The organism is Microbacterium sp. RG1, from assembly GCF_005347485.1.
GTDB classification, from domain to species: domain Bacteria; phylum Actinomycetota; class Actinomycetes; order Actinomycetales; family Microbacteriaceae; genus Microbacterium; species Microbacterium binotii_A.
Window position 1 is genome coordinate 1,970,946 of the sequence record NZ_CP034121.1, and the last position, 12,586, is coordinate 1,983,531.

Sequence of the window (12,586 nt, forward strand, 5' to 3'; positions counted from 1 at the left end):
TGCGTCGCACGAGGATTCGTCGAACGTCGTCATCTCTGCCGGATGATGCTCGGTCCCTGCGGCGTCGCCTCGATCGTCAGCTGGGCGGGCAGCTGGTCCTTCATCGCCTCGACATGGCTGATCACGCCCACCGTCCGCCCTCCCGCCCGGAGCTCGTCGAGGACGCTCATCGCGAGCTCGAGCGTCTCGGCGTCGAGCGAGCCGAACCCCTCGTCGATGAAGAGCGTGTCCAGCCGCATCCCGCCGGCGCGTGCGGTCACCACCTCGGCGAGCCCGAGCGCGAGCGACAGAGAAGCGAGGAACGTCTCACCGCCCGACAGCGACTGCGGCGGGCGCAGCTGACCGGTGAATGCATCCATCACCTCGATCCCGAGTCCGGATGCGGCGCCGCGCGCGGCCAGCGCATCGGAGTGATGGAGGCTGTACCGACCCGCCGACATCTCCGCCAGGCGCACGTTGGCCGCGATGACGATCTCCTCCAGTTCTGCCGCGAGCACGAAGGTCTCGAGTGTCATCCGCCGTGTGTTCGGCGCACGCCCGAGCAAGGTGTCGGCGAGACGCGTGACGACCGCTGCTTCCTCGGCGAGTTCGGCGACCGTCGCGTAGGCCTCGTCGATGCGCACGACGAGATCGCTCAGCCGCTCCGCGGCGGAGACGACGCGGCTGAGTTCGGCGATCGCATGTCCGCGCGCCCGGTCCGCATCCTCAGCCTTCTGTCTCGCCTCATCGAGCTCGATCGGCCCCTCCGGCACGCCGGCCAGCTCGAGCTGCAGCTCGAGCAGACGCGCGCGCACCAGTGCGAGATCGCGCTCATGCGTCTGGACCCGGTCGACCAGCGCCGCCGTCTCCGTGCGCGACCGCAGGGCGTCGGCGGCGTCCAGCGGGTCGGTGAAACCCGCCTGCTCCGCACCCTCCGCGGCCTCGGCCGCTGCCACATCCGCCGCCTGCTTGGCGGCTACGAGCGCCGCTTGCGCGCTGCGTCGGCGACGCGCGCGCTCGCGTCGCGCGATGAGGACGGCGCGGCGGTCCGCCACGCTCTCGAACTCCTCGCGCGCACGCGCGACGGTCTGCGCGACCTCCTCCCGGCGCGCCGACAGGGCGGTGACGCGCGTCGCAGCCTCACGCTCGTCGCGTGTCGCGCTCTCGACCGCTGCGGCGAGCTCGGCCTGCTGTGCGTCGATGAGCGCGAGGTCGCGCTCGATCTCACCGAGGCGCGCCTCGGCGTCGTGTGCGCGCCGCAGTTCCTCCTCGGCGTCGGCGAGCGCCCGGTCGAGCTCCTCAGCACCGGCGCTTCCCGCGACCGAGCGCGCCTCGGTGAGCTCGTCCCGCAGACGGCGCGCTTCGTCCGCGGCACGCGTCTCCTCCGCGCGGGCCCGCACGACGGCCGCCTCGGCCTCGGTGATCGTTTCGTCCGTCACGGCATCGTGGGCACGAGGCGCGGGATGCGGGTGCTCGGTGGACCCGCAGACGGCGCAGGGCTCGCCCGGAACCAGGGCAGCCGCGAGTTCACCCGCGCGCTCCGCCACGCGTCGACGCATCAGACGCGCGAGTGCCGCGGATGCCGCCGCCGACGCGTCGAGTGCCCCGGTGTAGGCAGCCTCGGCGACGGTGAGTCGCGCATCCGCATCCGACGCCCGCCGGCCCGCCTCCTGCCGCAGCCGCGCTGCCTCGACGGCGCCCTCCCCCTCGGCGACCCGGGCCGCCTGAATCGCGGCTTCGGCCCGCGCGGCGAGCAGAGCCTCCCGCCGGGCCGGCGTCTCGGCCGTCTCGGCGGTCAGGCGCCGCAGCGTCTCGCCCGCATCGGCGAGGGCACCGTTGGCCAGCGCGAGCTCCGCATCCAGGGCGTCCCGCTGACGCTCGCTCTCGACCGCGGCGTCGACACGGGCGAGCTCGCCCGTCAGCTCCTCGTCGGTCGCGTCGAGATCGGCCGCCGGATCCTCACCGGCGGCGAGCCATTCTTCATCGGCCGCCGCGGCCTCGATCTCGGCCGTCCGGGCGGCGAGACCCGTCCGGGCGGCGCGCTCGAGGGCACCGCGCAGCGTCTCGGCCGCGACCGCGCGGTCGCGTTCGACGCGCGCCTGCGCGACGACGTCGGCGTCGGCCTCGAGCGCCGCGAGCCGGGTGTCCGCCTCGGCGCGGGCACGTTGCGCCTGGCGCTGGCGCTCGCGGAGCGCGAGATCGGCGGCGGCCGCGGTCCACACCTCGTCGGCGCTCGCTCGCGCGATCTCGGCCGTCTCGACCCGGTAGCGCGCCCGCTCCGCCGCAGTGCGCACCGCCTCTCGCCGCGCGGTGAGATCGTCGGGTGCGGAGGACTCGGCCTCCTCGTCGACGAGCAGCTCGGCTTCGGCCAGCAACGCCTCGGCGTGCACGCCCCGCTCCCGCAGCTGCTGCTGCGTGTCGCGACGACGGTCGTCGAGCTCCCGGGCGTAGTCCTCGTAGCGCCGGGTTCCGAAGAGGGTGCGCAGCAGCGCCTGTCGCTCGTCGTTGCGCGCCAGCAGAAAGCGGGAGAACTTGTTCTGCGCGAGCAGGATGACCTGCTGGAACTGCTGCAGGTTGAGTCCCAGCACCCGATCGAGGATCTCGGCGGCATCCCGCGGACGCGAGGCACGGCCGATCCAGACGCCGTCGACGAGCTCGAACAGCTCGGCGCGCGCCGGCTCTGTCGTCATCCCGCCGCCGCGCAGCTTCGGGCGCGCATACTCGGGCGAACGGACGACGCGCCAGCGCACGTCGCCCACCGTGAACTCGAGGCTGACCTCGGTGGGATCCTCCGGCGCACAATGATCGCTGCGCAGACGTTTGTCGGGACCGTCGTAACGCGGCACGTTGCCGTAGAGGGCGAACGCGACGCCGTCGAGAACGCTCGACTTCCCGGCGCCCGTGCGCCCGGTGATGAGGAAGATGCCGTCGTCGGCGAACGCGTCGAAGTCGACGACCTGCCGATCGCGGAACGGACCGAAACCCGCCAGTTCGAGCCGGTGGAGCCTCACGCCCCGGCCTCGACGAGGGCGTCCTGCTTCTCGGCGAGCGTGGTGCGCAGCAGTTCCGCCTCGGCGGGCGACGCGGCTTCGCCCTCGCGAACGTGCCCGAGGAACGCGTCGATGAGCTCACGGTCGCTGCGTGCCTGACGGACACGCTGAACGTAGCTGGCTACCTGCCCGGCACCGGCCCGGTCGGGGACGTGCGCCACGCTCGCGCAGAACGGGAACCGCTGCTGCAGCCGGCGCATGACGTCGCGCTGCGGCAGCGCGTCGGTGTACTCGGCGCTCACCCACGCCGACTCGGCGTCGGCGTAGCGCGGATCGGTCAGCAGGTCGTCCAGGGGTGCGCGCAGCACCTCGAGGCGCCGCGGGACGCTCACGTCGCGCCAGGTGACCGACGCGAGCCCCGCCTCGTCGAGATCGACGATCCAGACGCCTCGACGACGCCCCTTCTCGCCGAAGCCGTAGTGCAGCGGCGCACCCGCGTAGCGCACACGGTCGCTGAGCTGCTGACGACCGTGGATGTGGCCGAGCGCGACGTAGTCGGGCCCGTCGAACACCGCCAGCGGCACGACGTCGAGAGACCCCTGCCGAATCTCACGTTCGAGCCCCGGCGTCGCCTCGATCCCCGCCGCGAAGCAGTGCGAGACGACGACCGAGCGACCGCCGCGCTCGGCGCGGTCGGCACGCACGAGATCCATCGCGTGCTGCAGGGTCTGCGCCTGTGTGCGCAGTTCGGCCTCGGGCCACAGATGACGCACCTGCGCCGGGGCGAGGTAGGGGATGCCGTAGACGTGCACCGGACCGTGCGCGTCTACGACCGTGATGGGCGCGGCCAGGCGGGTGGGATCGGTGAGCACGTGGATCCCGTCGCGCAGCAGCCGCGCCTGGAAGCCGAGGCGTGCGGCCGAGTCGTGGTTGCCGCTCGTGACGATGACCTGCGCCCCGGCCTCGCGCAGCCCGACGAGCGCGTCGGTGAGCAGGGTGTAGCACTCGGGGGCGGGGGCCGCCGAGTCGAAGACGTCGCCGGCCACGATGACGAGATCGATCGCCTCCTCGCGCACGATCGACATCATCTCGCCGAGCACACCGCGCAGGGCGTCGATCGTGGTGTAACCGTGGAAGGTACGCCCGATGTGCCAGTCCGAGGTGTGCAGGATCCGCATGTGTTCACGGTACGGGCGGCCTCGGACACGGTGTCGGACCCTCGCCACAGTTCCGAAACATTGCCGCCGTAAGGTTGCGGGCATGGCCATCCGCGACGTCTGCGTCGTCTACATCCTGCGCGGTCACGCGTCGGATGCGCAGGTGCTGCTCGGCTACAAGCGCACGGGCATGGGTCTGGGACGCGTCGTGGGCATCGGCGGCAACGCGGAACCCGGCGAGAGCGTCGTCGACGCGGCCGTGCGCGAGGTGCGGGAAGAGACCGGACTCGAGATCGATGCCGCTCTGCTGGAGCCGGTGGGCCGGCTCGTCTACCGCTTCCCCTCCCGCGACAGCTGGTCGCAGCGCTCGCACGTCTTCGTCTACCGGGCGCCCGTGGTCGAGCCCGTCGAGACGGACGAGATCGTGCCGGCGTGGTTCGGGCTCGACGAGGTGCCCTACGACCGGATGTGGGACGACGCGCGCCGCTGGCTGCCCGCGGTGCTTCGCGGCGGCACGGCGTACGGCAGCTACACGTTCGGCGACGACCTCGCGACGGTCGTGGCCGAGTCGCCGGGCACGCCCGCCGCGTGAGGATCAGGCGTTGACCTGCTCCGCGAGGCGCGCGAGTTCGTCGTTATCGGTCTCGATGGCGGCGTCGTCGAAGCGCTGACGCAGCACGTCGATGACGCGCTCGATCGGCAGGCCCCTCACGTCGACGCGCGTCTGGGCGATGATCCCGTCGACCTTGTCCTGGCGCGTGGCGATGTGCTGGTCCATGACGGGCTCGTCCTGCGTGCCCTCGGGGAACGATTCGCTGCTCATTCGGTGTCTCCCGTCGCCAGGTCGGGGTCGGCGCCCTGCGACGGCTCGTCGGACTCCACCAGTTCCGGCGACGCCTCCGCGCGCTCGTTCTGCTCGGCGGCCTCCTCGTCGGAGGTGCCCTCCCAGCCGCCGGGCGGGTCGGCGTTGATCACGCCCTCGGGCAGATCGCGATCGTCCATGGCGCATTCCCTTTCGTCGTGTCCCAGCATCCCGGAACGCACGAAGGAGGGCCCCAGGGATTGACGCCTGTGGACGGCGACGGTAGAGCGCTCAGACGCGCTGCTGAAGGATGCCCGCGCGCTCGGGGTGTGCGGCGAACCAGTCGGCGACGTACCAGCACATCGGGACGACCTGACGGTCGCCCGCCTGCTCGAGCAGGCTCACGGCGCGCTCGACGATCTCGCCCGCGTAGCCGTGGCCGCGGAAGCTCGGCACCGTGAAGGCCCGCGTCATCGAGACGCTGCGCCCGTCGTCGCGGTAGTCGAGGACGCTCACGAGGTCGTCGCCCAGGTACAGCGCGTAGCGGGAGGCATCCGTCTGGTCTTCGAAGCGGAACTCGGTCACCCCGCCAGGCTACGCCGTCGGCGGGGTGACCGAGGCCGTCTCAACCCAGCTCGTCGGCGGCCGGGATCGCGCGGGTGCGCGCGAGACGCCGGTACCAGAGCCCCGAGTCCTTGACGGTGCGCTCGAGGGTGTCGAAGTCGACACGCACTACGCCGAACCGCTTGGCGTAGCCGTAGCCCCACTCGAAGTTGTCGAGCAGCGACCACACGAAGTACCCGCGGAGGTCCACGCCCTGCTCGAGCGCACGGTGCGCGGCGGTGAGGTGACGCTGCAGGTAGTCGACGCGCTCGACGTCGTGGACCGCCCCGTCGGGCGCGACGTCGTCCGCGAAGGCGGCGCCGTTCTCGGTGATCATGAGCGGCTGCGCGGGGAACTCGTCGCGAAGCGCCAGCAGCAGCTCCTCGAGTCCTTCCGGCGCGATGTTCCAGCCCATCTCCGTGTACGGACCCGGCTGCTCGACGAACTCGACGAGCTGGTCGCTGCCGGGCCAGGCCGTCCCACCCGCGCTCGCCTTGTGTCCGTCGTTCTGCTGGCGCGGCGAGGAGCCGTCCCACAGGCGCACGGTCGCCGTCGAGTAGTAGTTGACCCCGAGCACGTCGATCGGCTGGTTGATCCGCTCCAGGTCGCCGTCCTGCACGAACGACCAGTCCGTGACGGATGCGGTGTCCTCCAGCAGGTCGGCGGGGTACTCGCCCTTCAGCATGGGATGCGTGAACGCGCGGTTCGCGAGCGCGTCGATGCGACGCACCGCCTCCCCCGACCGCTCGCCCACGCCGCGCAGGACGTGGAAGTTGAGGGTGACGGAGTACTGCGGATCGCCCGTCGAGGTCGCACGCAGCGCCTGGACGGCCAGGCCGTGGGCGAGGTTGAGGTGGTGCACGGCGGCGAGCGCCGCCGCGGGCTCGTGGCGGCCGGGGGCGTGACCGCCCTGGCCGTAGCCGAGGTAGGCCGAGCACCACGGCTCGTTCAGGGTCGTCCAGGTGTGCACCCGGTCGCCGAGGGCTGCGCCCATGACCTCGGCGTAGCGCTCGAAGGCGTCGGCGGTCGCCCGGACGGGCCATCCGCCCGCATCCTCCAGCGGCTGCGGCAGGTCCCAGTGGTAGAGGGTCGCCACGGGACGGATCCCGCGCTCGAGGAGCCCGTCGACGAGCCGTGAGTAGAAATCGATGCCGGCACGGTTGACCTCGCCCGTGCCGGTGGGCATGATCCGCGGCCACGCGATCGAGAACCGGTAGGCGTCCAGTCCCAGCTCCGCCATCAGGTCGAGGTCGCTCTCCCAGCGGTGGTAGTGGTCGCACGCCACATCACCGGTGTCGCCGTTCCACACCCGACCGGGCGTGTGGCTGAAGGTGTCCCAGATCGAGGGGCCGCGACCGTCTTCCGCGGCCGCCCCCTCCACCTGGTAGGAGGCCGTCGCCGACCCGAACGTGAATCCGGGAGGGAACACCAGGCCGCTGTCTCGGAAATCCGCGTTGCCCGCGCTCATCGGGTCACCTCCGCAAGGTCTGCGCGCAGCGTCTCGCTGCGTCCGTCGGGCGTGGTCACGAGCACCTCGGCGACGCCTTCTCCGCCGGGGAACACCCGCAGCGTCAGCCCCTCCAGGTAATCGTAGTCAGGGCGGTCGTCGCGACCCCCCCAGGGCAGGACGGCGCCGGGGCGCACGTACAGCGGAAGCGAGTCGACGCCGTGACGCTCGCGGCGCCACCCGCCGGTCGCGCTCTCTCCCGTCAGCAGGTGGGTCCACTCGCCGTCGGGCAGATAGAACTCCACCTCGCCGTCCGCCGAGAACACCGGTGCGACCAGCAGGTCGCCGCCGAGCATGTACTGCCGATCGAGGTGGGCGCAGGTGGGATCCTCGGGGAACTCCATCGCCATCGGGCGCAGCAGCGGCACGCCGTCGGATGCGGCCTCCACGCCGCGCTGGAACAGATACGGCATGAGCCGCATCTTCAGCTGCGTGAAGATGCGCGTGACCTCGACCGCCTCGTCGTCGAAGTTCCACGGCACGCGGTACGACTCCGAGCCGTGGAAGCGGCTGTGGGAGCTCAACAGGCCGAAGGCCGTCCAGCGCTTGAACACCTCGGGATCGGGGGTGCCCTCGAACCCCCCGATGTCGTGGCTCCAGTGCGCGAAGCCGCTCCACGCGAGCGAGAGACCGCCGCGGAGCGTCTCCGCCATCGACACGAAGGTCGACGTGCTGTCACCGCCCCAGTGCACCGGCATGGACTGCCCTCCGGCGGTCGCCGACCGCGCGAACAGCACCGCGTCGTCCGCGCCGCGCGCCTCGACGAGCACCTCGTGCACGGCCGTGTTGTACAGGTGGGTGTAGAGGTTGTGCATCCGGTCGGGAGCGCTGCCGTCGGCGTAGACGACATCCAGCGGGATACGCTCACCGAAGTCGGTCTTGAAGCAGTCCACCCCCTGCGCGACGAGAGCACGCAGTTTGTCCTGGTACCACCGGGTCGCGTCGGGATTCGTGAAGTCCACGAGCCCCATGCCCGCCTGCCAGAGGTCCCATTGCCAGACCGAGCCGTCCGCGCGCCGCACGAGGAAGCCCTGTGCGGCCGCCTCGGCGAACAGCGGCGAGCGCTGGGCGATGTACGGGTTGATCCACACGCACACGCGGAGGTCGCGCTCGTGCAGTCGCCGCAGCATCCCGTCGGGGTCGGGGAACACCCGCGGGTCCCACTCGAAGTCCGACCAGTTGAACTCGCGCATCCAGAAGCAGTCGAAGTGGAAGACGGAGACCGGCAGCTGGCGCGCGGCCATCTCGTCGATGAACGACGTGACGGTCGCCTCGTCGTAGTCCGTCGTGAAGCTCGTGGAGAGCCACAGCCCGTACGACCAGGCGGGAACGATCGGCGGACGCCCGGTGAGCGCGGTGTAGCGCGTCAGCACGTCCTTGGGTGTCGGGCCGTCGATCACGAAGTACTCGAGCACCTCGCCGGGCACGGAGAACTGCACCCGCTCGACCGTCTCGGAGCCGATCTCGTAGGAGACGTGTCCGGGATCGTTCACCAGCACGCCGTAGCCGCGGCTGGAGACATAGAACGGGACGTTCTTGTAGGCCTGCTCGCTGGAGGTGCCGCCGTCCGCGTTCCAGATCTCGACGCTCTGTCCGTTCTTGACGACGGGGCCGAAGCGCTCGCCGAGACCGTAGATGAGCTCGCCGACGCCGAGATCGAGCTGCTCGTGCACGAACGTGTGCGCGCGGGCGCTGCTGCCGCCGGCCCTGGCGTTGTCGACGATCCCCGGGTCGACCTGCGCATCATCGGCGAGGGCGATGTACCCCTGCGCCTTGTGTCCGCTGCCGGTCAGACGCTTCTCGCCGGAGAAGAAGTCGAGCGACCACGGTGCCCCCGCGGCGATGCGCGCGGTGAGGGATCCGGTGCGCAGGCGCGCACCCGCCGCATCCGCCTCGACCTCGGCGATGCCGGACGCGGCCGCGATGCCGAAGGACAGCGGCGGGGTGCCGCCGTCGTGGTGGACGATGCGCACGCGCACCACTCCCTCGGCGGGCGAGGAGAGCGTGACCGTCAGCGTCGCACGGTTCAGGGTGTCTCCCCGGCGTTCGATGACCTTCGTCGGCGCGGTGATCACCAGCCCGGGGCCGTCGAGCGTGTCGGTCTCCCAGATGTCGTACGCCTCCTGCGCGTACAGGGCGGTGACCCCGGGGCGCAGCTGCCAGAAACCATCGGTGAACTTCATTACTTGACTGCTCCTGCGGTGATGCCGCGCGTGAGGGTGCGCTGGAAGATGAGGAAGAAGAGGAGGGTGGGGATCAGACCCAGGAGGGCCGAGGCGCTGGTGGTGGTGACGTCCATGAGCCGGTCGCCCTGCAGGACGCTGATCGCGACCGGCACGGTCTGGTTGGCGTTCGACACCAGGAACGTCAGCGGGATGAGGAACTCGTTCCACGTCCAGATGAAGAAGAAGATGACGAGGACCGACAGCGTCGGACGACTGATCGGGAAGACGACGCGCCACAGGATCTGCCAGCGGCTTGCGCCGTCCATCGCGGCGGCCTCCAGGACCTCCTTGGGGAAGGTGCCGTAGACCGACGCGAGCAGGTACGTGCCGAAGGCCGCCTGGATCACCGTGAAGATGATGATCACCGACCAGACGTTGTTGTAGAGTCCGACCGCCTTGGACAGGTAGTAAAGCGGGTACAGCAGCGCCTCCTGGGGCAGGAGGTTGGCGAGCAGGAACAGCAGCACGATCCAGCTGCGCCCGCGCACCCGGCCGATGCCGATCGCGAACGCGTTCAGCACCGAGATGAGCACGGCCAGCAGCGCCACCATCCCGGAGATGAAGAACGAGTTCCACACCTTCTCGGGGAAGTTGACGCGCTCCCAGAACGCGGCGAGACCCGTGAAGTCGATCTGGCTGGGCAGGGCGAGGGGTCCCCCGTTCGAGTAGTCGGCGGGCGACTTGAACGAGTTCACGAGGATCAGGTAGAACGGCGCGATCACGACGATCGCCCCGACGATGACGAAGGCGAGCATCAGCCAGTCGATGCCGCGCGGGCGGGTCATGCCCCCGCGACCGCGACGCGGCGTGCGCGGGGCGCGACGCCCCTCGCCCTTCGTGGTGGTCACAGCCATGGTGACGGCCATCAGCGACCCTCCCTTTCCTTGCGCTCCGCCGCGTTCTGCGCGCGGATGAAGAGCACGGCGACGATCGCGATGACGATGGTGAGTGCGGTGGCGATGGTGGCGCCGTAGCCGACCTGCTGGGCCTGGAAGAACTCGCTGTAGGCGTAGTAGGCGGGCACGATCGTCGAGGTGCCGGGGCCGCCGCGGGTCAGCACGTAGACCGGGCCGAAGACTTTGAGGGCGGCGATCGTGCACGTGAGGGTGACGACGAAGATCTCCGGGCGGATGATGCTCATCGTGATCGAGCGGAAGCGCTGGAACCAGTTCGCGCCGTCGAGCTCGGCGGCTTCGTAGAGCTCGGGGTCGACGCGCTGCAGGGCGGCCATGAAGACGACGATCGGATACCCGAGCTGCACCCAGACGAGCACGACCATGATCGCGCCGAGCGCCGTGTCGGGGCTGCCGAGCCAGTTGTGTGCGAGGGATCCGAGCCCGATGCTCTCGAGGATCGTGTTGAGGGCGCCGTCGTCGGGGCGCAGCACCCAGCCGATGACGATGCCGGCGATGGCCGCAGGGAGGATCTGCGGAAGATAGTAGGTCGCGCGCAGGAAGCTCGCGAGACGCCCGCCGTACTTGCGCCCGACGACGTCGAAGAGGAGCGCGGCGATGATGAGGCCCAGCACCGTGGGCAGGATCACCATGGCGACGATCATCCAGATGCTGTTGCCGAACGACGTCCAGAACTTGGTGTCGCCGAACAGGCGCACCCAGTTGTCGACACCGATCCACTCCGGCGGCTTGATGCCGCGCCAGCTCGTGAACGAGAGGTAGATGTTCCACACGAGCGGGATCAGGATCACGACGCTCAGCAGGATCAGGCCGGGGACGAGGTAGAGCCAGTAGCCGGCGGATCCGCGCCCGCGCTGCGGGATCAGCGGCTCCTCGGGAAGGGGCTTGGCGCGCCGCGCTCTGGGCGGCCGCACGAACGGGACGGCGGACATGACCGTCTCCTCACTTGATCGAAGGGATGGGGGTGGCGGAGGGGCGGGCGCCCCTCCGCCACCGGCGGTCAGCCGCGCAGGCTCGAGACGTACGACTCGTACTCGTCACCGAGTCCGGTCTGCACCTGCTCGGGCGTCGAGCTGCCGTTGGCGAGGTTCTGCAGCTGGGCGACGAGCGTGTCGTAGAACGTCGGCGTGGGCCAGTCCGGGTAGAACGAGAGGCCGTCGGAGTCGAGGATCGAGTTGAACGCGGTGATGAGCTCCTTGCTCTTCTCATCCGTGATGTCGGACTCGTTCGCCGCCACCGGAACGCCGCCGTTGTTGCCGATGATCGCCTGGATCTCGGGGCGCAGCGTGATGTCGATGAACTTGTAGGCCAGATCCTTGTTCTTCGCGTTCTCCGGAACGACCCACAGGTTGCCCGAGGAGCCGAGGCTCAGCTTGCTGCCGGGGAAGTTGAAGATGCCCCAGTCGTACCCGCTGATCTCCTCGGTGAAGCGGCCGTACCACCAGCTGCCCGACACGAAGATCGGGTAGTTGCCGGCGATGAACGCGGTGCCCGCATCCTCCGCCTTCATGCCCGCCACGTCCGGGGAGATGTAGCCGGCGTCGACGTACTCCTTGAGGGTGTCGGTCGCGTAGGTGATGGGCTCGTCGTTCCAGTCCACCGGGTTCTTGTAGAGCTGGTAGTCGTCGACCCACGAGCGGTCGGCCTTGCTCAGCGCCAGCTGGTACCAGAGCTGTCCGAGCGGGTACTCCGCTCCCGCTTCGGCGAGCGGCGTGATGCCCTTGGCGACGAACGCGTCGAGCACCTTCACGAACTCGTCGTAGGTCGTCGGCACTTCGAGACCCGCATCCGCGAAGGCCTGCTTGTTGTAGTAGACCGTGACGAACTCGCCGTAGTTCGGGACGCCGTACCAGGCGTCGCCGCCCATGACGCCGTCCTCGCTGTAACGGGCCGTTGTCTGCAGCGACGGGGCGAGCTTGTCGGCCCAGCCGTTCTCCTCGACCGCCGACGTGATGTCGGTGAGCAGCCCCTGGCTGGCCAGCAGGCCCGCGGTCGCATTGCCCTTGTTGTACTCCATGATGTCCGGCGCCTCGTCGGAGTTCAGGACCTGGCTGGCGGTGGAGCGGATCTGCTCGAAGCCCTTGGCCTCGAAGTCCACCTTGGCGCCGGTCTCGTCCTCGAAGACCTTGATCGCCTCGTCCCATGCCTTGCCCATGGCACTGTCTTCGCCCTCGTAGTGCCAGAGCGTCAGGGTGTTGGAGTCCTCCGTGCTCCCGCCGCCGCCCGAGCAGGCGCTGAGGGCGAGGGCGGCCACGGCGACGCCGCCGAGCAGGATGAGGGAGCGGTGTGTGGTGCGTGATGTGATGCGTGCCATCTTCGGCACTCCTTTCATGGTGACCGTCGGTGGTCGGGTGTTGCGGGACGGGCGAAGCGGCTTATCGAAGCGCTTCGATAACGCGCAGGAGAAGG

Annotated in this window: 11 protein-coding genes; 1 reads left to right on the forward strand and 10 read right to left on the reverse strand. The window is 70.1% G+C overall.

The features are described from left to right. Positions 1-29: 29 nt before the first annotated feature. Positions 30-2,990 carry an AAA family ATPase gene (locus tag EHF32_RS09495; protein ID WP_137417949.1) on the reverse strand — a complete coding sequence of 987 codons (2,961 nt, stop codon included), beginning with the start codon at positions 2,988-2,990 and terminating at the stop codon, positions 30-32. Continuing rightward, positions 2,987-4,147 (reverse strand): exonuclease SbcCD subunit D, encoded by a 1,161-nt coding sequence (locus EHF32_RS09500; protein ID WP_137417950.1) that lies wholly within the window; start codon positions 4,145-4,147, stop codon positions 2,987-2,989. Before EHF32_RS09500 ends, EHF32_RS09495 begins: the two co-directional genes overlap by 4 nt. An 82-nt stretch (positions 4,148-4,229) precedes the next feature. Here EHF32_RS09500 and EHF32_RS09505 point away from each other — a divergent pair, with 82 nt between their 5' ends. Further along, positions 4,230-4,718, forward strand: coding sequence for an 8-oxo-dGTP diphosphatase (locus EHF32_RS09505; RefSeq protein ID WP_161594078.1), 489 nt, complete (start codon positions 4,230-4,232; stop codon positions 4,716-4,718). A gap of 3 nt (positions 4,719-4,721) precedes the next feature. On the opposite strand, the gene EHF32_RS09510 is transcribed toward EHF32_RS09505, so the two are convergent. The 8 genes from EHF32_RS09510 to EHF32_RS09545 all read right to left on the reverse strand — a co-directional run bounded on the left by EHF32_RS09510 (position 4,722) and on the right by EHF32_RS09545 (position 12,491). Further along, positions 4,722-4,949, reverse strand: a complete 228-nt coding sequence (locus EHF32_RS09510; protein WP_137417952.1) for a hypothetical protein — start codon at positions 4,947-4,949, stop codon at positions 4,722-4,724. Next, a complete protein-coding gene (locus EHF32_RS09515; protein ID WP_137417953.1) occupies positions 4,946-5,128 on the reverse strand; it encodes a hypothetical protein in 183 nt (60 codons plus the stop codon). Before EHF32_RS09515 ends, EHF32_RS09510 begins: the two co-directional genes overlap by 4 nt. Before the next feature lie 91 nt (positions 5,129-5,219). Next, positions 5,220-5,513, reverse strand: a complete 294-nt coding sequence (locus EHF32_RS09520) for a GNAT family N-acetyltransferase (protein WP_137417954.1) — start codon at positions 5,511-5,513, stop codon at positions 5,220-5,222. A 40-nt stretch (positions 5,514-5,553) separates the two neighbouring features. After that, positions 5,554-6,999, reverse strand: coding sequence for a glycoside hydrolase family 1 protein (locus EHF32_RS09525; RefSeq protein WP_137417955.1), 1,446 nt, complete (start codon positions 6,997-6,999; stop codon positions 5,554-5,556). Beyond that, the gene (gene yicI / locus EHF32_RS09530; protein WP_137417956.1) at positions 6,996-9,221 is read right to left on the reverse strand and encodes an alpha-xylosidase; all 2,226 of its coding nucleotides are present in this window, start codon (positions 9,219-9,221) and stop codon (positions 6,996-6,998) included. Before yicI ends, EHF32_RS09525 begins: the two co-directional genes overlap by 4 nt. Further along, positions 9,221-10,129 (reverse strand): carbohydrate ABC transporter permease, encoded by a 909-nt coding sequence (locus tag EHF32_RS09535; RefSeq protein WP_192900635.1) that lies wholly within the window; start codon positions 10,127-10,129, stop codon positions 9,221-9,223. The genes yicI and EHF32_RS09535 overlap by 1 nt, the downstream gene beginning before the upstream one ends. Then, positions 10,129-11,109: a carbohydrate ABC transporter permease gene (locus EHF32_RS09540; RefSeq protein WP_137417957.1), complete on the reverse strand. Its 981-nt coding sequence runs from the start codon at positions 11,107-11,109 to the stop codon at positions 10,129-10,131. Before EHF32_RS09540 ends, EHF32_RS09535 begins: the two co-directional genes overlap by 1 nt. A 68-nt stretch (positions 11,110-11,177) precedes the next feature. Further along, the gene (locus EHF32_RS09545) at positions 11,178-12,491 is read right to left on the reverse strand and encodes an ABC transporter substrate-binding protein (protein WP_137417958.1); all 1,314 of its coding nucleotides are present in this window, start codon (positions 12,489-12,491) and stop codon (positions 11,178-11,180) included. Positions 12,492-12,586 lie beyond the last annotated feature (95 nt).